19 protein-coding genes are annotated in these 22,109 nt (G+C 66.3%); 10 read left to right on the forward strand and 9 right to left on the reverse strand.

The features are described 5' to 3' along the window. The first annotated feature begins 141 nt into the window (after positions 1-141). The 8 genes from AC1RQG_RS19165 (at position 142) to AC1RQG_RS19200 (ending at position 9,912) form a co-directional block, all read left to right on the forward strand. A complete protein-coding gene (locus AC1RQG_RS19165) occupies positions 142-1,899 on the forward strand; it encodes an allantoate amidohydrolase (protein ID WP_493133597.1) in 1,758 nt (585 codons plus the stop codon). Positions 1,900-2,051: 152 nt separating this feature from the next. After that, positions 2,052-3,545 carry a xanthine dehydrogenase small subunit gene (gene xdhA / locus AC1RQG_RS19170; RefSeq protein ID WP_493133599.1) on the forward strand — a complete coding sequence of 498 codons (1,494 nt, stop codon included), beginning with the start codon at positions 2,052-2,054 and terminating at the stop codon, positions 3,543-3,545. After that, the gene (gene xdhB / locus AC1RQG_RS19175) at positions 3,542-5,893 is read left to right on the forward strand and encodes a xanthine dehydrogenase molybdopterin binding subunit (RefSeq protein WP_493133601.1); all 2,352 of its coding nucleotides are present in this window, start codon (positions 3,542-3,544) and stop codon (positions 5,891-5,893) included. The genes xdhA and xdhB overlap by 4 nt, the downstream gene beginning before the upstream one ends. Positions 5,894-5,910: 17 nt before the next feature. Continuing rightward, the gene (xdhC, locus tag AC1RQG_RS19180) at positions 5,911-6,990 is read left to right on the forward strand and encodes a xanthine dehydrogenase accessory protein XdhC (RefSeq protein ID WP_493133602.1); all 1,080 of its coding nucleotides are present in this window, start codon (positions 5,911-5,913) and stop codon (positions 6,988-6,990) included. A 205-nt stretch (positions 6,991-7,195) separates the two neighbouring features. Then, a complete protein-coding gene (guaD, locus tag AC1RQG_RS19185) occupies positions 7,196-8,506 on the forward strand; it encodes a guanine deaminase (RefSeq protein WP_493133603.1) in 1,311 nt (436 codons plus the stop codon). Between the two features lie 2 nt (positions 8,507-8,508). Next, a complete protein-coding gene (locus AC1RQG_RS19190) occupies positions 8,509-9,288 on the forward strand; it encodes a class II aldolase/adducin family protein (protein ID WP_493133605.1) in 780 nt (259 codons plus the stop codon). Positions 9,289-9,308: 20 nt separating this feature from the next. Further along, positions 9,309-9,497, forward strand: a complete 189-nt coding sequence (locus AC1RQG_RS19195) for a 4-oxalocrotonate tautomerase (RefSeq protein ID WP_182213814.1) — start codon at positions 9,309-9,311, stop codon at positions 9,495-9,497. Positions 9,498-9,561: 64 nt separating this feature from the next. After that, the gene (locus AC1RQG_RS19200) at positions 9,562-9,912 is read left to right on the forward strand and encodes a DUF3147 family protein (RefSeq protein ID WP_493133608.1); all 351 of its coding nucleotides are present in this window, start codon (positions 9,562-9,564) and stop codon (positions 9,910-9,912) included. A gap of 56 nt (positions 9,913-9,968) precedes the next feature. Here the strand turns inward: AC1RQG_RS19200 and AC1RQG_RS19205 are convergent, their stop codons facing one another. The 8 genes from AC1RQG_RS19205 to gcl all read right to left on the reverse strand — a co-directional run bounded on the left by AC1RQG_RS19205 (position 9,969) and on the right by gcl (position 19,270). After that, complete coding sequence (locus AC1RQG_RS19205) at positions 9,969-11,639, reverse strand: AMP-binding protein (RefSeq protein WP_493133610.1); 1,671 nt, start codon at positions 11,637-11,639, stop codon at positions 9,969-9,971. A gap of 125 nt (positions 11,640-11,764) precedes the next feature. After that, positions 11,765-11,896, reverse strand: a complete 132-nt coding sequence (locus tag AC1RQG_RS19210; protein ID WP_493133612.1) for a hypothetical protein — start codon at positions 11,894-11,896, stop codon at positions 11,765-11,767. Between the two features lie 76 nt (positions 11,897-11,972). After that, positions 11,973-12,800 (reverse strand): urea transporter, encoded by an 828-nt coding sequence (locus AC1RQG_RS19215; RefSeq protein ID WP_493133614.1) that lies wholly within the window; start codon positions 12,798-12,800, stop codon positions 11,973-11,975. Next, positions 12,800-14,245: a pyruvate kinase gene (gene pyk / locus AC1RQG_RS19220; RefSeq protein ID WP_493133616.1), complete on the reverse strand. Its 1,446-nt coding sequence runs from the start codon at positions 14,243-14,245 to the stop codon at positions 12,800-12,802. Before pyk ends, AC1RQG_RS19215 begins: the two co-directional genes overlap by 1 nt. Before the next feature lie 153 nt (positions 14,246-14,398). Next, complete coding sequence (locus AC1RQG_RS19225) at positions 14,399-15,667, reverse strand: glycerate kinase type-2 family protein (RefSeq protein WP_493133618.1); 1,269 nt, start codon at positions 15,665-15,667, stop codon at positions 14,399-14,401. Between the two features lie 88 nt (positions 15,668-15,755). After that, the gene (locus AC1RQG_RS19230; RefSeq protein WP_493133666.1) at positions 15,756-16,649 is read right to left on the reverse strand and encodes a 2-hydroxy-3-oxopropionate reductase; all 894 of its coding nucleotides are present in this window, start codon (positions 16,647-16,649) and stop codon (positions 15,756-15,758) included. Positions 16,650-16,682: 33 nt separating this feature from the next. Beyond that, complete coding sequence (gene hyi / locus AC1RQG_RS19235) at positions 16,683-17,462, reverse strand: hydroxypyruvate isomerase (protein WP_493133620.1); 780 nt, start codon at positions 17,460-17,462, stop codon at positions 16,683-16,685. A gap of 32 nt (positions 17,463-17,494) precedes the next feature. Beyond that, positions 17,495-19,270: a glyoxylate carboligase gene (gene gcl, locus AC1RQG_RS19240; RefSeq protein WP_493133622.1), complete on the reverse strand. Its 1,776-nt coding sequence runs from the start codon at positions 19,268-19,270 to the stop codon at positions 17,495-17,497. 132 nt (positions 19,271-19,402) lie between these two features. Here gcl and AC1RQG_RS19245 point away from each other — a divergent pair, with 132 nt between their 5' ends. Further along, a complete protein-coding gene (locus AC1RQG_RS19245; protein WP_182163844.1) occupies positions 19,403-20,308 on the forward strand; it encodes a LysR family transcriptional regulator in 906 nt (301 codons plus the stop codon). 332 nt (positions 20,309-20,640) lie between these two features. Next, a complete protein-coding gene (locus AC1RQG_RS19250; RefSeq protein WP_493133624.1) occupies positions 20,641-21,096 on the forward strand; it encodes a DsrE family protein in 456 nt (151 codons plus the stop codon). On the opposite strand, the gene AC1RQG_RS19255 is transcribed toward AC1RQG_RS19250, so the two are convergent. Then, positions 21,097-22,068, reverse strand: coding sequence for a zinc-binding dehydrogenase (locus AC1RQG_RS19255; protein ID WP_493133626.1), 972 nt, complete (start codon positions 22,066-22,068; stop codon positions 21,097-21,099). Positions 22,069-22,109: the final 41 nt, after the last annotated feature.

Here is a 22,109-nt window from a genome sequence, read left to right on the forward strand (position 1 = left end):
AACTCCCGTATGTGCAACTGCTTATATAGGAGCGTCCCCGTGCCTATACTATTCCTCATATACCAAGGACGACGGCGCCAGGTCCCATGCGCCGATCACCAATAGCTGAGGAGACAGGCCGGTGGGGCCGCCTGCACAACAATGACGATCACACTCGAACACCTGAACCAATGCGGCGCCGACGAATTCACGCGCCTGCTGCATGGCCTGTACGAACATTCGCCCTGGATTCCCGAGCGCGCCGCCGCCGGCCGTCCCTACGCCACCGTCACCGCCCTCAAGCAGGCGCTGGAGCAAGTGGTGCGCCAGGCCAGCGTCGAGGAACAACTGGGCCTGGTGCGCGCCCACCCCGAGTTGGCCGGCAAAGCAGCCCTCGCGGGCACGCTGACCGCCGAATCGACGGGCGAACAAGCCCGGGCCGGCCTGACCCAGTGCAGCCCGGAGGAGCTGGCCACGCTGCATCGCCTGAACGCTGAATACAACGCGCGCTTCGGCTTCCCCTTCATCCTGGCCGTGAAAGGCCCGACCGGCAACGGCCTCACCCGCCAGGAAATCATCGCCCACTTCACGCGCCGCCTGCGCGCCCAGCGCGACGATGAACTGGCCGAATGCCTGCGCCAGATCGGCCGCATCGCCGCCATGCGCCTGAACCACCTGATGGACCTGCAATTCCACTTCGGCCCCACCATCATGGCCTGGTCCGAGATCATCGGCGCATGGAGCGACGATCCCGACAACCTGACCTGCGCCTACATGACGCCGGCCCACCGCAAAACGGCGGCCCAGCTGGCCGAGTGGATGACGGAAGCGGGCATGCAGGTACACATCGACCCGGTCGGCAACGTGGTGGGCCGCTATCTGGCAGACCGCCCGGGCGCCAAGACCCTGATGACCGGCTCGCACTACGACACGGTGCGCAACGGCGGCAAGTACGACGGCCGCGAAGGCATCCTGCTGCCCATCGCCGTGGTCAAGTACATGCACGAGCGCGGCGAACGGCTACCGTTCAACGTCGAGATCATCGGCTTCTCGGAAGAGGAAGGCGTGCGCTATCAAAGCACCTTCCTCGGCAGCAACGCCATCATCGGCCAGTTCGACATGGCGCTGCTGGACAAGGTGGACGCCCAGGGCATCTCCATGCGCGAGGCGCTGACCGAGGCCGGCCACGACGTGAGCACGATTCCCGCCATCGGCCGTAAGCCGGAGGACGTGCTGGCCTTCGTGGAAGTCCATATCGAACAAGGCCCGGTGCTGCTGAACCGTGATCTGCCCGTGGGCGTGGTCAGTTCCATCGCCGGCAGCTGCCGCTATCAGGTCGAGCTGACCGGTCTTGCCAGCCATGCCGGCACCACACCCATGACCATGCGCAAGGACGCCGCCGCCGCCGCCGCCGAAATCGTGCTGTTCGTCGAGCAGCGCGCCGGCCAGGCGCCGTCGCTGGTGGGCACCGTGGGCCAGTTGCAGGTGCCCGACGGTTCCGTCAACGTGATTCCCGGCGCATGCAAGCTGTCGCTCGACATCCGCGCCGCCGACGACGCGACGCGCGATGCGGCCGTGGCCGACATCCTGAACCAGGCCGAAGCCATCTGCGCCCGCCGCCAGGTCGAAATCAAGGTCACCAAGATCATGTCCGCGCCGGCCGCGCCGTGCGCGCCGTGGCTGGTGCGCCAGTTCGCCGCCGCCACCGAGCGGGCCGGCGTGGAAGTGTTCGAGCTGCCCTCGGGCGCCGGCCACGACGCGATGGCGCTGGCGCGCATGACCGATGTGGCCATGCTGTTCACGCGTTGCGGCAACGGCGGCATCAGCCACAACCCGCTGGAAACCATGACGGCCGACGATGCCGAGGTGTCGGCCCAGATCTTCCTGGACTTCCTGCGCAACTTCCAGCCGAAATCCTGACGTAACAGCACTGTTTTATCAGCATCAAGCGATACATACGCAGTTTTCTATACTTAATTGAACATAGCAGCCATGGCGGTCCCGATATTGGTGAGGGGGCCGGTGGCTGCTAACCTGTGCAAACAGCATCAGTTCAACAGCGCGGAGCATCCATGTCAGAACCTATCCGATTTTTCTATCGCGGCGAAGTCCACACCGTCGCGCAAGGCGCACCGACCCGTACCCTGCTCCAGCACCTGCGGGAAGACCTGCACTGCACCGGCACCAAGGAAGGCTGCGCCGAAGGCGATTGCGGCGCCTGCACCGTGGTGGTGGCCGAGCTTCAGCCCAATGGCGAAGTGGCCATGCAGTCGGTCAACTCCTGCATCCAGTTCGTCCCCACCCTGGACGGCAAGGCCGTGTTCACGGTCGAAGACCTGCAGCAGGCCGACGGCGCCTTGCATCCGGTGCAGGAAGCGCTGGTCGAATGCCACGGCTCGCAGTGCGGTTTCTGCACGCCCGGCTTCGCCATGTCCCTGTGGAGCCTGTACCTGAAGCAGGAAGGCCAGACGGAAGCGCCCTGCCGCAAGACCATCGACGAAACCCTGTCCGGTAACCTGTGCCGCTGCACCGGCTACCGCCCCATCATCGACGCCGCGCGCCGCATGGGCGAGCTGCCGGCCGTGCAGTTCGACCGCGCCACGCTCAAGACGGCGCTGCAAGCCCTCCAACGCGACGCCATGTTCAGCTACAGCCACGACGGCCAGACCTTCCACGCGCCCCGCACCCTGGCCGAACTGGCCACGCTGCGGGCCGAAAAGCCCAACGCCACCATCGTGGCCGGCTCCACCGACGTGGGCCTGTGGGTGACCAAGCAGATGCGCGACCTCGGCGACATCATCTACGTCCGCATGGTCAAGGAACTGCACGCGCTCGAAACGCGCGACGGCATGCTGCACATCGGCGCGGCGGTGAACCTGAACGATGCCTACGGCGCCGTCTGCGAACACTACAAGGACGAGCTGACCGAAATGTGGCAGCGCTTCGCCTCCCAGCCTATCCGCAACACGGGCACCCTGGGCGGCAGTGTCGCCAACGGCTCGCCGATCGGCGACTCGGCGCCGTGGATGATCGCGCTCGGCGCGGAGATCGTGCTGCGCAGCGCACAGGGCCAGCGCACGCTGTTGCTGGAGAAGTTCTACCTCGATTACATGAAGAAGGACTGGCAACCGGGCGAATTCGTGGAAGCCGTGCGCATTCCGCTGCCGCGTCAGGGCGTCCAGTTCCGCACCTACAAACTGGCCAAGCGCTACGACCAGGACATCTCCGCCGTCTGCGCCGCCTACGCCATCACGCTGGACGACGCCGGCAACGTCAGCGACGCCCACATCGCCTACGGCGGCATGGCGGCCACCTCGCGCCGCGCACCGCAGGCCGAGGCGGCCCTGAACGGCAAGCCGTGGAACGAGGAGAACCTGCAACTGGCGATGGCCGCCCTGGCCCGCGACTACACGCCGCTGACGGACATGCGCGCCAGCGCCGACTACCGCATGAAGACGGCCCAGAACCTGCTGCGCCGCTTCTGGCTGGAGACGCGCCCGGATGGCGCCATGCCCATCCAGTCGATCAACGCATTCAACTACGCTGAAGGAGGCGCCGCAGCATGAACAGCAAAACGGAAGCTTTCCTGACCCAACCCGTGCCGATGGCCTGGGCCGAAGTGGGCAAGTCCCACAAGCATGAATCGGCCGTGCTGCACGTGCTGGGCGAAGCCACTTACACCGACGATATCGCCGAAGCGCAAGGCACGCTGCACGCCGCGCTGGGCCTGTCGTCCAAGGCGCACGCCAATATTCTGTCCATGGACCTCGAGCCGGTGCGCCGCATGCCCGGCGTGGTGGCCGTCTACACCCACAAGGATATCCCGGGCACCAATGACTGCGGCCCCATCATCCACGACGATCCCATCCTGTCGCCGGGACTGGTGCAGTACATCGGCCAGCCGATCTTCATCGTCGTCGCGAAGACCCACGAGCAGGCGCGCCGCGCCGCCCGCAAGGCCGTGATCGAATACGAGGAACTGCCGGCCATCCTGACCCCGCAGGCCGCGCGCGATGCGCAATCGTTCGTCGTGCCTCCCATGCATCTGGCGCGCGGCGATGCGCAGGCCGCGTTCGAACGCTCCACGCACATCCTCAAGGGTGAGCTGCAGGTGGGCGGCCAGGAGCAGTTCTACCTGGAGGGCCAGATCGCCTACGCCGTGCCGAAGGAAGGCGAAGGCATGCACGTCTACTGCTCGACCCAGCACCCGACCGAGATGCAGCACGTGGTTGCGCACGCCCTGCACCGCCATTCGCATGACATCGTGGTCGAATGCCGCCGCATGGGCGGCGCGTTCGGCGGCAAGGAGTCGCAGTCCGCCCTGTGGGCCGCCTGCGCCGCCATCTCGGCCGCGCGCACCAAGCGCCCCGTCAAGCTGCGCGCCGACCGCGACGACGACATGATGGTCACCGGCAAGCGCCACTGCTTCCACTACGAGTACGAGATCGGCTACGGCGACGATGGCCGCATCACGGCCGCCAAGGTGCAGATGGTGTCGCGCGCCGGCTTCTCGGCTGACCTGTCGGCGCCGGTGGCCACGCGCGCCGTCTGCCACTTCGACAACACCTACTATCTGGGCGATGTGGACATCCGCGCCATGTGCGGCAAGACCAACACCCAGTCCAACACGGCCTTCCGTGGTTTCGGCGGTCCGCAGGGTGCGATCGCGATCGAGTACATCGTGGACGAGATCGCGCGCAACCTGGGCATGGACGCGCTGGACGTCCGCAAGATCAACTTCTACGGCCGCAACGACGAGGAAGGCCGCAACGTCACGCAGTACGGCCAGAAGATCGTCGACAACGTGATCCACGAGCTGGTCGAACAACTGGTCAGCGAGAGCGACTACCGCAAGCGCCGCGACGAGATCAATGCCTTCAACGCCACCAGCCCCGTGCTCAAGCGTGGCCTCGCGCTCACGCCGGTCAAGTTCGGCATCGCGTTCAACGTCACCCATTTCAATCAGGCCGGCGCGCTGGTGCACGTGTACACGGACGGTTCGGTGCTGGTCAACCATGGCGGCACCGAGATGGGCCAGGGCATCAACACCAAGGTATGCCAGGTGGTGGCGCATGAACTGGGCATCGGACTGGATCTGGTGCGTGCCAGCGCCACCAACACCAGCAAGGTGGCCAACACCTCCGCCACGGCCGCTTCGACCGGCGCGGACCTGAACGGCAAGGCCGCGCAGGATGCCGCGCACACGATCCGCCAGCGGCTGGCCGAATTCGCCATCAAGCTGCATGGCGGCGCGGTGCAGGACGTGCGCTTCGAAGCCGGTCAGATACACGTGAACGGCGCCGCCGTCCCCTTCCCCGAACTGGTGCAGAAGGCCTACATGGCGCGCGTCCAGCTGTGGTCGGACGGCTTCTACGCCACGCCCGGCCTGCACTGGGACCCGAAGACCATGAGCGGCAATCCGTTCTCGTACTTTGCCTACGGCGCCTCGGTGTCGGAAGTGGTGGTCGATACGCTGACCGGCGAATGGAAGCTGTTGAAGGTGAACGCGCTGTACGACGCCGGCCAGTCCCTGAACCCCGCCCTCGACGTGGGCCAGGTGGAAGGCGCCTTCGTGCAGGGCATGGGCTGGCTCACCACCGAGGAATTGTGGTGGAACGCGAGCGGCAAGCTGATGACGCACGCGCCCTCGACCTACAAGATCCCCGGCGTGTCGGACTGCCCGGAGAACTTCGATATCCGCCTGTTCAAGAACCGCAACGTGACCGACAGCATCCACCGCTCCAAGGCGGTTGGCGAACCGCCGCTGCTGCTGCCGTTCTCGGTGTTCCTGGCCATCCGCGATGCCTGCTCCAGCGTGGCGAACCACAAGTTCAACCCGCCGTTGCGCGCGCCCGCGACCAGCGAAGCGATCCTGAACGCCATCGGCGCCGTGCAGGAACTGGCGCAAGGCTGACCGTCATGGCGCACGATATGTCCTCCCCGACCAGCGCCCTGCAGGCCGCCGCCGCGCTGACCGAGCCGCGCGTGCTGGTGACGGTGGCGCAGGTGGCCGGCTCGGCGCCGCGCGAAGCGGGCGCCAAGATGCTCATCACACGCGACGGCGCCTATGACACCATCGGCGGCGGCCACCTGGAGATGCGCGCCACCGACATCGCCCGCGCCATGCTGGCGATGCCGGCCGACGCGCTGGCGGGGCAGCGGCGGCTGGAGCGTTTCCCGCTCGGCCCCAGCCTGGGCCAATGCTGCGGCGGCGTCGTGCAGCTGGCGTTCGAGCGCATCATGCCGGAGGCGGACGCGCATTTCGCCAACCTGGTGCGGCGCAGGGGTGAGGGCCACGATAGCTGGCGTTTGCTGCCGCTCGATTCGATGGATGCGGCCAGCATGTACGACGCGACCGGCCAGCGCCTGACCGGCAGCGGCCCCGCCCTGCTGCCGCTGCCCGGTCCCGGCGTGGAATGCAAGTTGCGGCCTGACGACGATGGCCGCCAGTGGCTGCTCGATTCCTGCCTGCCGTACCGCCCGCGCCTGTACCTGTTCGGCGCCGGCCACGTGGGCGCGGCCATCGTGCGTGCGCTCGCGAATCTGCCGTGCCAGGTGGTGTGGATAGACGAGCGCGAGGATATGTTCCCGTCCGCGCTGCCGGCCAATGTCCGCATCGAGGCGACCGACACGCCGGAAGCCGTGGTGGCCGAAGCGCCGGCCGGCGCCAGCTTCCTCGTGCTGACCCACAGCCACGCGCTGGACCAGCACCTGTCCGAACATATCCTGCGCCGCAGCGATTTCACGTGGTTCGGCCTGATCGGATCGGCGACCAAGCGTGTACAATTCGAACGACGCCTGCGCGAGCGGGGCATCCCGGCCGAACGCATGGCGGACATGACCTGCCCGATCGGCCTGCCCGGCATCCGCGACAAGGCGCCAGCCGTCATCGCCGTCTCGGTGGCCGCGCAGCTGATGCAGGTGTGGGAAGCCGCCGCACTCGCCTCGCCAACGCAAACGAACACGGCGCCGGTAGAAGCGCCAATCCAGGACCACACATGCATCGCCTGATTCTTTCCATTTCGCCCGCTCCGCAGGCGCGTTCACTCTCCGGCAGCGCCGGGGCGGGAGCGCCGCATCGCTGTCCATCCCACTAGCCGCAGCGCTAGCTTCATCACAAACAGAGACAGATGGCCCGCGCGCACGCGCGAGGCCCGTCAGCGACCATCTGCCCAAGGCAAGGTAACGCACAGCACCAACGACATTCGGAACGATCATGGCAAACACACACACCTTTCAGGCCTACCGCGCCAGCCTGCTGCATTTTCACGACGACCCCGCCTACCACGCCAACGCCCACCACTGGCACGAGGACGGTCTGCTGATCGTCAACGACGGCAAGGTGCACATGGCCGGCGACTACGCCCAACTGGTGCACCTGCTGCCCGAGGGCACGCCCGTGCACGACTACCGGGGCAAGCTGATCACGCCCGGCTTCATCGACACCCACGTCCATTACCCGCAGACGGACATGATCGCCTCGCCCGCGCCCGGCCTGCTGCCATGGCTGGACAAATACACCTTCCCCACCGAGCGCAAGTTCGCCGATCCCGAGCACGCCGCCAACGTGGCCAGCTTCTTCCTCGATGAACTGACCCGCTGCGGCACCACCACCGCCATGGTCTACTGCACCGTGCACCCGCAATCGGTCGACGCCTTCTTCGGCGAGAGCGAGAAGCGCAACCTGCGCATGGTCGCCGGTAAGGTACTGATGGACCGCCATTGCCCCGACTTCCTGCGCGACACGGCCGAATCCGGCGCGCGCGAGAGCGAAGAACTGATCCAGCGCTGGCATAAGAAGGGCCGCCAGCTGTACGCCATCACGCCCCGCTTCGCCCCCACTTCGACGGAAGCGCAGCTGGAACTGGCCGGCGCGTTGGCCAAGGCCTATCCGGACACCTTCCTGCAAACCCACGTGGCCGAGAACACGGACGAAGTGGCGTGGGTCAAATCGCTGTTCCCCAACGCCCGCAGCTACATGGACGTGTACGACCGCTACGGCATGCTGCGCCCGCGCTCCATGTACGCGCACTGCATCTGGCTGGACGACGCCGACCGCAACCGCATGGCCGACACCAAATCGGCCATCTCGATCTGCCCCACCTCCAACCTGTTCCTGGGCAGCGGCCTGTTCGATTTCGAGCGGGCCGACGCGGCGCAGGTACCGCTGTCGCTGGCGACGGACGTGGGCGGCGGCACCTCGTTCTCCATGCTGCAAACGATGAACGAGGCGTACAAGGTGGCCCGCATGGGCGGCACCTACCTGCAGGCGATGCGCATGTTCTATCTGGCCACGCTGGGCGGCGCGCGCAGCATGCAACTGGAAGGCACGATCGGCAATTTCGCGCCGGGCACGGAAGCCGATTTCGTGGTGCTCGACCCGCAGGCGACGCCACTGCTGGCGCGGCGCACGGAACGTACCGACAGCCTCGAGGAGCTGCTGTTCGCCATCGCGCTGCTGGGCGACGACCGCACCGTGGCCGCCACCTACGCGGCCGGCAAGGTCGTTCACCAGCGCCAGCCCTGATCATGGAACGACTATCCAAAGAAGGCCGCGATGCCCTGACGCCGGCCGGCGTGACCAGCGCGGCGGAATGGCAGACCCGGGTCGACCTGTCCGCCTGCTACCGCCTGTGCGCGCTGTATGGTTGGGATGACGTGGTCTACACCCACATCACGGCCGCCGTGCCGGACCAGCCGGGCCACTTCCTGATCAACCCGTTCGGCTTGCGCTTCGATGAGGTGCGGGCATCCAACCTGGTCAAGGTCGACCGCGCCGGCAATGTCGTCGGCCTGTCGGGACACCCCGTCAACCGCGCCGGCTTCGCGCTGCATGCGGCCGTGCATGGTGCGCGGCCCGAATTGGGCTGCGTCATGCATCTGCATAACGCCAACGCCATCGCCGTCGGCGCGCAGCGAGAAGGCTTGCTTCCGCTGCCGTCGCATGCGCTGCGCTTCTACCAGCAACTGGGCTACCACGACTACGAGGGGCCGGTGCTGACAGCCTCCGAAGCGCTCCGCCTGGTCGAACGGCTGGGCGCCTATCCGGCGCTGCTGTTGCGTAACCACGGCTCGCTCGCGTGCGGACGCACCGTGGCCGAGGCCTTCGTGCGGATGGAAACACTGGACAAGGCGTGCGGCTTGCAGCTCAAAGCCCAGGCCGGCGGCACGCAACTGCATGCGCCGCCGCACGACATCTGCCTGCAGGCCCAGCGCGACCTGGAAGCTGACGGCGCGCTGGAAGGCACACTGGAATGGCCTGCGCTGCTGCGCAAGCTCGATCAACTCAGCCCCGGCTACCGTGGCTGAACCATCTACGAGGAGAGAGTATGCCCACCATTAATGTCCAGGTCTTCGAAGGCCGCACGCTTGAACAAAAGCGCGCGTTCGTCAAGGCCGTCACGGAGGCGACCGTGCAAACCCTGGGTGCCACGCCTGAATCGGTCGACATCATCATCCACGAGCTGAAAAAAGAAGACTGGGCCACGGCCGGCCGCCTGTGGTCGGACCGGACCTGAGCCGGCAGCACGCGATCCAGCCGGGTCTATAATCTCGCTTCAAGAAAGTTTGACGAGGACCGTGATGACCTGGCTGATTTTTAAATATCTGGTGACATCGGCCGTGGTGGTGGCCGTTTCCGAGTTCGCCAAACGCAGCGACAAGCTGGGCGGACTGGTGGCCGCGCTGCCGCTGGTGACCTTCCTCGCCCTGATCTGGCTGCACGTCGAGCATCAGCCGGAACAAAAGATCGCCAACCACGCGTGGTACACCTTCTGGTACGTCGTCCCCACGCTGCCAATGTTCCTGCTATTCCCCGCCCTGCTGCCGCGCATCGGGTTCTGGCCCACGCTGCTGGCGTGCGCAGCGATCACGATCGCCTGCTTCGGCGCGTTTGCACTCGTCATGCGCCGCTTCGGCATCGACCTGCTCTAAGCGCCGCCAGCTCTAAGCGCAATCTGCCCTAAGCGCCGGCAGCCGCGGACGGGCGCTCAGCCCCACACCACGGCGCGCTGCTCGCCATACCACTCGGCCATGCGCTCCGAGGCCTGCGTTTCGATCTGACGGCGCTTGATCTTCATGGTGGGGGTGAGGCAGCCGTTTTCGATGGACCACGGATCGCGCGCCACCACCAACATCTGCAAACGCTCGTAACTTGGCAACTGGGCGTTGACGTCCTTGAGCATCGTCAGCAGTTCCTGCTCCACGCGCATGCGCTCGGCCGGGTCGCCCAGCTGGCCACGCAATTGCTCGCTCAGCACCACCAGCGCGTAGGCCGCCGGCTGCCCGACACCCGTGACCATCGATTGCTCCACCAACGGATGTGCGTTGATCAGGTTCTCGATCGGCGCCGGCGCCACGTATTTGCCCTTGGCCGTCTTGAACACTTCCTTCAGCCTGCCCGTCAGTTTGAGCAAGCCATCGTCGCGCCGCTCGCCCTGGTCCCCGGTGCGGAAAAAGCCATCGGCCGTGAAGCTTTCCGCGTCGAGCTCGGGGCGCTTGTAGTAGCCCACCATGCGGCCAGGTGATTTGATCAGCACTTCGTGGTCGTCGCTGATGCGCACCTCCACCCCCTCGAACGGGATGCCGACGTAGCCGGGCGCGTTATGCTCGGCCGTGGAGATGTGCGACAGCGCGAAATCCTCGGTCATGCCGTAGCCTTCCATCAGGTTCAGGCCGAGGCGGCGATACCACGCGATCAGTTCCGGCGGCGTGGGCGCGGAACCGCTGCCGGCCAGCCGCACATGCTCCAGACCGAGGCCGGACAACACCGTGCGGCCCATCAGCTTACCCACCAGCGGAATGCGCAGCAGCGTATCGAGCAGCTTGGGCGGGATCTTTTCGAAGACGCCAAGCTGGAACTTGAGCCACAGCCGTGGCACGGACAGGAACAGGGTGGGCCGCGCGCGCTTGATGTCCTCGACGAAGGTGTCCAGGCTCTCCGCGAAATACACATGGCAGGCCGCCACCATGCTGCAGCACTCGATGTACGAGCGTTCGACCACGTGCGCCAGCGGCAGGTAGGACAGGTAGCGGTCTTCCGGGCCGCAGGCCACCGTGCTGGTCATGATCTCGGCGGCCCGGGTCACATTGGCGAAGCAATGCATCACGCCCTTGGGCTGGCCGGTGGAACCCGACGTGTACACCAGCATCGCCAGTTCGTCCCCGCCGCGCGCCGGCTTGCCGGGCAGCGGCGACTGGGCCGCCACCAGCGCATCCCAACTGGTGCCCGCGTTGGCCGGCGCCAGCGGCAAGGCGATGCGCGGCATGGCGGCCGGCACGCCCGTCGCCTGGTGGTCCCAGTTATCGAGCTTGCCAACGAACAGCAGCCGGCTATCGCTATGTTCGAGCACGAAGCGTATCGTGCCCGGTTCCTCGGTCGGGAAAATCTCCACGGTGGCGCAACCGGCCATCCAGATCGCCAGTTCCGCGATGAAGCAGTGGGCGCAGTTCTTCGACAGGATGGCGATATGGCTGGCCGGCGGGAGGTCCAGCGAACGCAGATGCGCGGCCATGCGCCGCGCCTGGTCCATGCATTGCGCCCATGTGTAGTCGATCACCTGCCCCCCGCCTGTGGGTTGGGTCAGATAGACCTTGTCCGGCGTGGCCTGCTCGTGGCCATAGGCGTAATCGAGCAGCGTCCTGGTGCCCGTGGCGTTCATGGTGTTCGCTCCTCCGGCCTGGGTCGGCATGACGGCCGCTGAAACGCGGCACTATATCGTGATGCTGCCATGAAAAAATTGCCAGAGCAACAGCACCATATCAATTAGCCGTGCTGGCCGCCCCGCTACAGCCGGCGCTTCAACGCCAGCAGCACGTCGGGGAAGTCGCCCGTGACCAGAGGGCCGAATTCGGCGGCCGCCGGCCCCGTGATCTCCGTGCTGTAGGTGACCCGCGTGCGCCATTCATGCGCCCCCATAACAATCCTTTCGATCAGGTAGCTCAGGCCCGGATGGGCATGAACATATTGTCATGTCAACGTTAATTAAGCGACATCATTGTAACCGGGTGAAACCGAGCACCAGCCACACGGACAGCACGAACGGCAGCGTGTAGAAATCCAATCTCACCATGGCGCAGGCCGCGCATAACACGATGCTGGCGACGCCGCCGGCGCAACGCCAGCGCCAGTGCCGCCCATGGACCGACAATCCCAGCACGGTCAGCGCGCTGTTGACACCGGCGCCGGTGGCCACGCCGGCCAACGGCAGCGCGGGCGCCACCAGTGCCGCAAGCGACACGGCGCACCACGCCAACGCCGCGCCGACGAGACTCCACGCGCCGGGACGCCAGCCGCCGCGCGCCAGCGCCGCCCACATCACCAACCCCAGCGCCGCCACGCCGACGAAGCTGGCCTGCCCGATCGCGCAGAATACATACGCGAACGGCGCCATGCCGCACCCCGCCGCCGCCCCCGCCGCTCTCCGCACCAGCCCGAGCGCCGGTCCTGCGCTGCTGGCCAGCCACATCACGAGCACGAACAGGAAGGTCAGCGGCGTCATGCCCCGGCGCGACATGGCGCGGAACAGCATGGCCGTCGCGCTGCCGGCCACGATGATCCAGCACAGCAGCGCCGCATTCCATTGCCAGCCGGCGCACAGCCCCACCCCGGCCAGGGCGCCATTGAAGCCGTAGATGCCGGCCTCCCGCCCGGGCTGCGGAAAATCGAGCAGCCATGCGGTGCCGGTGGCCGCGCCCACGCCCAGCAGGCAGCCCGCCGCCAGCACCGGCGCCGTCAGGTACAGGCAGCCGAGCAGCAATGCGCCGAACAGCGGCGAGTCCTGGAAGTAGATCTGGCCGATGCCGGCTAGCGGTGCCCGCATCAGGCGGCGGCCGCGTCCTGGGTGGGCCAGATACGGGCGATGCGCAACAGGTTGGTGCTGCCCGGCTGGCCGAACGGCACGCCGGCCGTGATGGCGATCTGGTCGCCCGGCTGGGCGAAACCTTCGGTCAGCGCGGCCTGGCAGGCCGCCGCCACCATGCGGGCCTCATTGCGCACGTCGGGGCTGACGGTGCTGTGCACGCCCCAGACCAGCGCCAGCCGACGCGCCGTGGACAGGTTGGGCGTGATGCTGAGGATGGGCGCCGCCGGCCGCTCGCGGGCCGCCCGCAGGCTGGTGTGGCCGGAACTCGTGTAAGTCACCGTCGCCACGGCGCCCAGGATGCCGGTCACGTCGCGCAGCGCCGAGCAGATCGCGTCGCCGCTGTTGGGCAGCGGCGCCTGGTTCTGGGCGGCGATCATCTGCCGGTACAGCGGGTCCTTCTCCACTTCGCCGATGATGCGCTCCATGATGCTGACGGCCGCCGTGGGATAGGCGCCGCTGGCCGATTCGGCCGACAGCATCACGGCGTCGGCGCCGTCGTAGATGGCGCTGGCCACGTCGGACGCCTCGGCGCGGGTGGGCACGGGCGACGCGATCATGGACTCCAGCATCTGCGTGGCGATCACGATCGGTTTGCCGTGCTGGCGGCAGGCCCGCAGGATGCGCTTCTGGACGCCCGGCACCCGCTCCGGCGGCAGCTCCACCCCGAGGTCGCCGCGCGCCACCATCACGGCGTCGGACGCGGCAACGATGGCGTCCAACCCGTCCAGCGCGGCCGGCTTTTCCAGCTTGGCCAGCAAGGCGGCGCGGTTGCCGATGATGGCGCGGGCCTGGTGCAGGTCTTCGGGGCGCTGCACGAACGACAGCGCCACCCAGTCCGCGCCCATGTCCAGCGCGAAGTCAAGGTCGCGCAAGTCCTTGTCCGTCAGCGCGGGGATGGGCAGCACCACGTCGGGCACGTTCACGCCCTTGCGGTCCGACAGCACGCCGCCCGTCACCACGCGGGTGCGGATGGCGCGCTTGTCGGCGCTGCGGCCGAGCACCGCCAGCCGCAGCTTGCCGTCGTCCAGCAGCAGCGACTGGCCGGCGTCGATCACCTCGAACAGTTCCGGGTGCGGCAGGCAGACGCGCGTGCCGTCGCCGGGCGCCGGGTCGCGGTCGAGCGTGAATTCGGCGCCTTCGGCCAGCGTCACCTTGCCGGTGGCGAACTGGCCGACGCGCAGTTTGGGGCCCTGCAGGTCGGCCAGGATGGCGATCGGGCGTCCCGCCTCGCGCTCGATCTGCCGCACGATGTCACAGCGGGCCTGGTGGTCGGCATGGCTACCGTGGCTGAAATTGAAGCGGAATACGTCCGCTCCCGCATCGAACAGGGCCTTGATCGCTTCCTTGGTACTGGTGGCTGGGCCGAGCGTGGCCACGATCTTGGCCTGGCGTTGACGTCGCATGTTGTCTCCGTTATGTATTTTTGCACTGCGATTCCGTCATTCCCGCGCACGCGGGAATCCATACTGAGCCACCATTCATGCGGTCTATGGGTTCCCGCTTTCGCGGGAACGACGGGGTTTTAGCTGTTTTCTTCCGTTGTGGCGCGGCCGGGCTTACAGCACCAGCACGGCGCGGAAGTCGTTGACGTTGGTGCGGGTGGGGCCGCTCACCACCAGATCGTCCAACGCGCTGAAGAAGCCGTAGCCGTCGTTGTTCTCCAACAGGGTGCGGGCGCGCAGGTCCTTTTCGGCGGCGCGCGCCAGCGAGTCCGGTGCATACAGCGCGCCGGCGTTGTCCTCCGAACCATCGATGCCGTCCGTGTCGCAGGCGACGGCGTGGATGCCGGGATGGCCGTCGAGCGCAACCGCGAGGCTGAGCAGGAATTCCGCGTTGCGCCCGCCGCGCCCCGAGCCGCGCACCGTCACCGTCGTCTCGCCGCCGGAGATGATCACGCACGGGCGCTGGAATGGCTGGCCCCGCGTGGCCACCTGCTTGGCCATGGCCGCGTGGACGATGGCCACGTCGCGCGCCTCGCCCTCGATGCCGTCGGACAGGATGTAGGGCGTGATGCCGGCCGCGCGCGCATGATCGGCCGCCGCTTCCAGCGCATCCTGGGCGATGGCGATCACGTGGTGTTCATTGCGGGCGAAACGGGGATCGTCGGGCTTTGGGGTTTCGCCGACGCCCGTTTCCAGGTGCTCGCGCACGCTGCCGGGAATCTCGATGCCGTACTTGCGCAGCACAGCCAGCGCGTCGGCGCAGGTGGTCGGGTCGGGCAAGGTGGGGCCGCTGGCGATCACGCCGGGATCATCGCCCGGCACGTCCGAGATCAGCAGCGTGACCACGCGCGCGGGCGCGCAGGCCAGCGCCAGCCGCCCGCCCTTGATGGCCGACAGGTGCTTGCGTACGCAGTTCATTTCCGAGATGGTGGCGCCGCTCCTGAGCAGCGCGCGGTTGACGGCCTGCTTCTGCTCCAGCGTGATGCCGGGAGCGGGCAACGCCAGCAACGACGAACCGCCGCCCGAAATCAGGCACAGCACCAGGTCGTTCTCGCCCAGTCCCCGCACCATCTCCATCATGCGGCCGGCGGCGCGCCGGCCCGCCTCGTCGGGCACCGGATGGGCCGCCTCGATCACTTCAATGCGCTGGCAATCGACGCCGTGCTCGTAGCGCGTCACGACCAGCCCCGAAAGGTCGCCCTTCCAGTGCTGCTCGACGGCGCGCGCCATGGCGGCCGCACCCTTGCCGGCGCCGATCACCAGCGTGCGACCGTTGACGGGCGGCTCCGGCAGATAGGCGGGCAGGCATTTGGCCGCGCTCACAGCGTCCACCGCGCTGCCATACAGGTCCAGAAGGAATTGACGTGGATTCAAGGTAGTCATCCGGTGTGCTTTCTAAGAAGGGGCGGCGGCCGTCGGGCACAGCGCGTGGCGGCCCGCCGCAGGCAAGATAACGGGATCAGGGATGCGATCAGGCTTCCGCGATCTGGTGATTGGACATGATCTCGATGGCGCGGCACAGGGCCGAGTGATCCATGCCGCTCAGGCCATTGGCGGCGCAGGCGTTCATCAACTCCTGGGCCATGGCCGTATTGGGCAGCGAGACCCCCATCGTCTTCGCGCCCTGCAGCGCCAGGTTCAAGTCCTTCTGGTGCAGTTCGATGCGGAAGCCGGGGTTGAAGGTGCGCTTGACCATGCGCTCGCCGTGCACTTCGAGGATGCGCGAGTTGGCGAAGCCGCCCATCAGCGCCTGGCGCACCCTGGCCGGATCGGCACCGGCCTTGGAGGCGAACAGCAGCGCCTCGGCCACGGCCTGGATGTTGAGCGCAACGATGATCTGGTTGGCCACCTTGGTGGTCTGGCCGTCGCCATTGCCGCCCACCAGCGTGATGTTCTTGCCCATCAGTTCAAACAGCGGCTTGACGGTTTCGAAGGCCTGCTCCGAACCGCCCACCATGATGGTCAGCGAGGCGGCCTTGGCGCCCACTTCGCCACCCGAGACGGGCGCGTCGAGGTATTCGCAATCCAGCGCGTTGATCTTCTTGGCGAACTTCTTGGTTTCGATGGGCGAGATCGAGCTCATGTCGACCACGATGGTGCGCGGACGCAGACCTTCCGCCACGCCCTTCTCGCCGAACAGGGCTGCCTCAACGTGCGGCGTGTCGGGCACCATGATGATGATGATGTCCGACCGCATGGCCACTTCGGCGGCCGAGGTGCAGACGGTGGCGCCGCCTTCGATCAAGGCGAACGGCGGGTTCTTGATATCGTGCAGGAACAGCTTGTGGCCGCCGTTCAGCAGATGCTGCGCCATCGGTGCGCCCATGATACCCAGACCAATGAATCCAACTCGAGACATGATGATTTCCTTTGCTAGTGTGATGTGAGGTTCGTTCCGTTACAGGCCATGGGCGGCGCGCCAGCCCAGTCCTTCCGTGGTGGTGGTGCGCGGCTTGTATTCGCAGCCTATCCAGCCGCCGTAGCCGAGCGCCGTCAGATGCGCGAACAGGAAGCGGTAGTTGATCTCGCCCGTTCCCGGCTCATTGCGACCGGGGTTGTCAGCCAGCTGCACATGGCCGATCAGCGCCAGATTGGCCTTGATGGTGTTCGCCAGCTCGCCCTCCATGCGCTGCATGTGGTAGATGTCGTACTGGATGAACAGGTTGTCCGATCCCGTTTCCGCGATGATGGCGGCGGCCTGGCTGGTGCGCGACAGGAAGAAGCCGGGAATGTCGAAGGTGTTGATCGGCTCGATCAGCAGACGGATGCCCTCCGCCTTCAGCGCGGCGGCCGCGAACGTCAGATTGGCCACCACCGTGCGGTGTGCCGTCTCCTGGCTCACGCCGGCCGGGACGATGCCGACCAGGCAGTTAAGCTGCTTCACGCCGAGCTGTTTGGCGTAGCTGATGGCGGTGTGCACGCCGGCGCGGAATTCCTCCACCCGGTCCGGGTGGCAGGCGATGCCGCGCTCACCGGCTTCCCAGTTGCCGGCCGGGAGGTTGTGCAGCACCAGTTCCAGCTTGTTGTCCCGCAGACGCCGGGCCAGGTCGTTGGCCTCGAACGCATACGGGAACAGGAATTCCACGCCTTCGAACCCGGCCCGCGCGGCCGCCTCAAAGCGGTCCAGGAACGGGACTTCGTTAAACAACATGGTCAGATTGGCGGCCAGTTTGGTCATTGTGCTTCCTTTCGTATCGAATACAGGGCGGTTCAGTCGAGCAGCGCGATGGCGGTCGGCGCATCCGAGGCTTTCAGCGCCAGCTCTTCGAACTCGTTGATGTTGTTGATGTCCACGCCCATGGCGATGTTGGTCACGCGCTCCAGGATCACCTCCACCACGACCGGCACCTTGAACTCCTCCATCCACGCGCGGGCCTGGGTGAAGGCGGCCGGCAGGTCGTCGGCGTTGGTGACGCGGATCGCCTTGCAGCCAAGGCCTTCCACAACAGCCACGTGATCGACGCCGTAGCCGTTCAACTCCGGCGAGTTGATGTTCTCGAACGCCAGCTGCACGCAGTAATCCATGTCGAAGCCGCGCTGCGACTGGCGGATCAGGCCCAGGTAGGAGTTGTTCACCACCACGTGCAGATACGGCAGCTTGAATTGCGCGCCCACGGCCAGTTCCTCGATCATGAACTGGAAATCGTAGTCGCCCGAAATGGCCACCACCTTGCGCTGCGGGTCGGCAGCCGCCACGCCCAGCGCGGCGGGAATGGTCCAGCCCAGCGGCCCGGCCTGGCCGCAGTTGATCCAGTGGCGCGCGTTGTACACGTGCAGGAACTGGGCGGCGGCGATCTGCGACAGGCCGATGGTGCTGACGTAGCAGGTGTCGCGGCCGAAGGCCTTGTTCATCTCCTCGTACACGCGCTGCGGCTTTACCGGCACCTGTTCAAAGTGCGTCTTACGCTGCATGGTGCGCTTGCGGTCCTGGCACTGGGCCACCCAGGCGGAGCGGTCCTTCAGCTTGCCGGCCGCCTTCCACTCCGTCGCCACCTCGATCATCAGCTTGAGCGCGGCGCCGGCGTCGGACACGATGCCGAAGTCCGGGCCGAACACGCGGCCGATCTGGGTCGGTTCGATGTCGATGTGGACGAACTTGCGGTCCTTGGTGTAGACCTCGATCGAGCCGGTGTGGCGGTTGGCCCAGCGGTTGCCGATGCCGAACACGAAGTCCGATGCGAGCAAGGTCGCGTTGCCGTAGCGGTGGCTGGTTTGCAGGCCCACCATGCCAACCATGAGCCGGTGGTCGTCGGGAATGGCGCCCCAGGCCATCAGGGTGGGGATCACAGGAATGCCGGTCAGCTCGGCGAACTGCACCAGCAGGTCCGATGCGTTGGCGTTGATCACACCGCCGCCGGCCGTGATCAGCGGGTAGTCCGCCTCGTTCAGCATGCTCAGCGCCTTCTCGATCTGGGCGCGGGTGGCCTTGGGCTTGTAGGCTTCCAGCGACTGGTAGGTGTCCGGATCGAACTCAATCTCGGCCATCTGCACATCGAACGGCAGGTCGATCAGCACGGGGCCGGGGCGGCCGGAACGCATGATGTGGAAGGCCTGCTGGAACACCATGGGCACCAGCGCCGGTTCGCGCACGGTCACGGCCCACTTTGTCACGGGCTTGGCGATCGATTCGATATCGACGGCCTGGAAATCCTCCTTGTACAGGCGGGCGCGCGGCGCCTGGCCCGTAATGCAGAGGATGGGTATGGAATCGGCTTGGGCCGAATACAGGCCCGTGATCATGTCCGTGCCGGCCGGACCCGAGGTGCCGATGCACACGCCGATGTTGCCGGCCTTGGCGCGGGTGTAGCCCTCGGCCATGTGCGAGGCGCCTTCCACGTGCCGTGCGAGGATGTGCTTCGCGCTGCCCTGCTTCTTCAACGCCGCGTAGAATGGGTTGATCGCGGCACCCGGCACGCCGAACACCTGATTCACGCCTTCTTTTTCCAAAACGATTGCTGCTGCCTGCGCTGCCGTCATGCGTGCCATGCTGTACTCCCTTGTCTGTGTAAGGATTGACTGATGAATGGATGCTACCGGCAAAAAGCGGCTGTGATAAGAAGACAAACTCTCGCTTTATTCGATACTGGAAATATCGAATAACTGTGGAATAATGTGGCTATGGACAAACTCACCCAAATCGAAGCCTTCGTCGAAGTGGCCGAAAAGGGCAGCCTGGTGCGCGCCGCGCTGGGCCAGCACATCACGCCCGTGATGCTGGGCCGCCGCATCGACGCGCTGGAAAAGCGCCTCGGCGTGAAGCTGATGCACCGCACCACGCGGCACCTGACGCTGACCGAGCAAGGCACGCTGTATCTCGATCATTGCCGCAAGCTGCTGGCCGACCTGGGGCACGCGGACCGCATGGTGTCCGAGGGCCGCCACCGCGCCACCGGCCACCTGACGGTGTCGGCGCCCGCCGCGTTCGGGCGCAAGCACGTCGCGCCCCACGCGGCCGGTTTCGTGCGCGCCCACCCGGACGTGCAGATTTCGTTCAACCTGACGGACCGGGTGGTGGATCTGGTACGAGACGGCTATGACGTCGGCATCCGCATCGGCGGCGTGATCGACCCCAGCTTCGTCGCCGTCAAGCTGGCCAGCAACCGGCGCGTGGTATGCGGCACGCCGGAATACTTCGAACGGCACGGCATCCCCCGCACATTGGACGACCTGGCCAACCACAACTGCCTGGCCTTCAACCTGCAGGGCGGCCAGCAACGCGGTTGGTACTTCCAGGACCAAGGCAAACAGGTCACGGTGCGGGCGGACGGTAACCTCAACTGCAACGATGGCGAGCTGCTGCACCGTTGGGCGACGGAAGGACTGGGGCTGGCGTGGCGCTCGTCATGGGAAATCCAGGCGCAACTGGCCTCGGGCGAACTGATCACGGTGCTGGACGACTACGCCCTGCCCCAGTACGACATCATGGCCGTCTACCCCCAGCAGCGGCACCTGCCGGCCAAGGTCCGGTTCTTCATCGACATGCTGAAGGAAGTCTATGCGCGGCCTGATTACTGGCTAAAGTGACAGGCCTGGCACAGAATAAAGGGCCCGGAACCGGTGTCAGGTCTGTCATTTGGACAGGGAGTGAATACTTTTGAGCTCAATCAGCCTGTGCAGGGATCGCAAGTGATAGACGGAGAACCGTTTCGCTGGTCGAAAAATTCAAAGGTCCCAGCTTGAGAAAACTCAAAAGTGCGCCACAACTGTCCGAATGACAGACCTGACACCGGTGTTTCAAACTGCGGGGCTGGTATCGGCGACCGCCACCTCCCCTTGCGGCGGCGCGCAAAGGGCAGTAGTCTCTCGCATGACTTCCACGCTCAGTGGCAACCGGCCCAAGATTCACGGAGATACCTATGAAAAAGACAACTAGCTCGCGCCGCACCATGCTGGTAGGCTCGCTGGCCACTGCGGCGGGCGCGCTCGCGGCCAGCGCGGCGACGGCAGCCCCGGCCCCAGCCAAATCGACCGCCTTCAAGGCCCTGTTCCAGGTCAGCGACGACGATCCCAAAAAATGGAACCAGACCCTCAACAACATCAAGAACCTGCAGCAGGATCTGGGCGCGGCCAATGTGACGATCGAAATCGTCATCTTCGGCCCGGGCATCGGCATGGTGAAGATCGAGTCGGAAGTGGGCAACCGCCTGCAGGAGGCGATCGACGCCAAGGTGTCGGTGCTGGTGTGCCAAAACACCATGCGCGGCGCCCATCTGACGCCGGAGGACATGCAGACTCGGATAGGCTATGTGCCGGCCGGCGTCGGCGAGATCGTCCGCCGCCAGGCCGAAGGCTACGCCTACATCCGCTCCTGATCACATCGCCACGACCAGCTTGCCGCAGGCCGCGTTGCGCTCCATCAGCGCGTGCGCCTGCGGCAGTTGCTCCAGTCCGAACACCGGCCCCGCGCGCGGGCGCAAGCGCCCCGCCTCCACCATCCGCACGATCGCCTGCATCGGTACCGCATTGAGCGGATAGTTGGCACCGCCGAATTCAAAGCTGCCGAAGAAGCTCAATTGCACGCCGCTCGGCATCTGACTGAGCGGATTGAAGCCCTCCAGCGGCGCCATTCCGCCCAGGAATCCGGCCAGACACACCCTGCCGCCGGGCCGCGTGGCCCGCATCGAGTCGAGCACGGCGCTGTTCCCGACGAGATCGAGCACCGAGTCGAACGGCGCGCCATCCCAGGCGGAACCGGCAAGCGCGCCTTCCGCCACGATCACCTGCTCCACGCCCATGTCCCGCAATTGCGCGGCATGGGACGACCGGCGCGTCGTCGCCGAGACGCGCGCTCCCGATTGCAGCGCCAGGTCGATGGCCGCCGCGCCCAGGCTCGATGTGCCGCCACGTACCAGCAGCCGTTGACCCGGGCACAGCGCAAGGTTGCCGTGCAGGCAGGTCCAGGCGACCGCATAGGATTCCGGCAACGTGGCCAAGACTGCCCAGTCGAGCACACTGTCGAGCGGCACGACATTCTCGCGGCGGACCGCGACATACTGCGCGTAGCTGCCGTTGACAGTCCGCCCCATGCCGCCCATGCAGGCCATCACGGTCTGCCCCGGCGCCAGCACGCCGCCCGGGTCCTCCTTCACGACGCCCACGCACTCGATGCCGCTGATGACCGCCGCATCGCCCCATTCGCCGCGCCGCATATGCAACTCGGCCCGGTTCAGCCCGAACGCGCGCACTTCGATCAGCACCTCGCCGGGACCGGCAACCGGGTCATCGACCTCGCGCAGCACCAGCACCTCCGGCCCGCCATACGCTTTTCGTACCATCGCCTTCATCGCCGTCACTCCTCATGTTGTTGAACGAGCCGCCAGCTTAA

The organism is Rugamonas sp. GW822-FHT03B10, from assembly GCF_058801745.1.

Coding starts and splice junctions, on each gene's coding strand:
- AC1RQG_RS19165 (WP_493133597.1), top strand. CDS start 142: ATGACGATCACACTCGAACACCTGAACCAATGCGGCGCCGACGAATTC.
- xdhA (WP_493133599.1), top strand. CDS start 2,052: ATGTCAGAACCTATCCGATTTTTCTATCGCGGCGAAGTCCACACCGTC.
- xdhB (WP_493133601.1), top strand. CDS start 3,542: ATGAACAGCAAAACGGAAGCTTTCCTGACCCAACCCGTGCCGATGGCC.
- xdhC (WP_493133602.1), top strand. CDS start 5,911: ATGTCCTCCCCGACCAGCGCCCTGCAGGCCGCCGCCGCGCTGACCGAG.
- guaD (WP_493133603.1), top strand. CDS start 7,196: ATGGCAAACACACACACCTTTCAGGCCTACCGCGCCAGCCTGCTGCAT.
- AC1RQG_RS19190 (WP_493133605.1), top strand. CDS start 8,509: ATGGAACGACTATCCAAAGAAGGCCGCGATGCCCTGACGCCGGCCGGC.
- AC1RQG_RS19195 (WP_182213814.1), top strand. CDS start 9,309: ATGCCCACCATTAATGTCCAGGTCTTCGAAGGCCGCACGCTTGAACAA.
- AC1RQG_RS19200 (WP_493133608.1), top strand. CDS start 9,562: ATGACCTGGCTGATTTTTAAATATCTGGTGACATCGGCCGTGGTGGTG.
- AC1RQG_RS19205 (WP_493133610.1), bottom strand. CDS start 11,639: ATGAACGCCACGGGCACCAGGACGCTGCTCGATTACGCCTATGGCCAC.
- AC1RQG_RS19210 (WP_493133612.1), bottom strand. CDS start 11,896: ATGGGGGCGCATGAATGGCGCACGCGGGTCACCTACAGCACGGAGATC.
- AC1RQG_RS19215 (WP_493133614.1), bottom strand. CDS start 12,800: ATGCGGGCACCGCTAGCCGGCATCGGCCAGATCTACTTCCAGGACTCG.
- pyk (WP_493133616.1), bottom strand. CDS start 14,245: ATGCGACGTCAACGCCAGGCCAAGATCGTGGCCACGCTCGGCCCAGCC.
- AC1RQG_RS19225 (WP_493133618.1), bottom strand. CDS start 15,667: ATGACTACCTTGAATCCACGTCAATTCCTTCTGGACCTGTATGGCAGC.
- hyi (WP_493133620.1), bottom strand. CDS start 17,462: ATGACCAAACTGGCCGCCAATCTGACCATGTTGTTTAACGAAGTCCCG.
- gcl (WP_493133622.1), bottom strand. CDS start 19,270: ATGGCACGCATGACGGCAGCGCAGGCAGCAGCAATCGTTTTGGAAAAA.
- AC1RQG_RS19245 (WP_182163844.1), top strand. CDS start 19,403: ATGGACAAACTCACCCAAATCGAAGCCTTCGTCGAAGTGGCCGAAAAG.
- AC1RQG_RS19250 (WP_493133624.1), top strand. CDS start 20,641: ATGAAAAAGACAACTAGCTCGCGCCGCACCATGCTGGTAGGCTCGCTG.
- AC1RQG_RS19255 (WP_493133626.1), bottom strand. CDS start 22,068: ATGAAGGCGATGGTACGAAAAGCGTATGGCGGGCCGGAGGTGCTGGTG.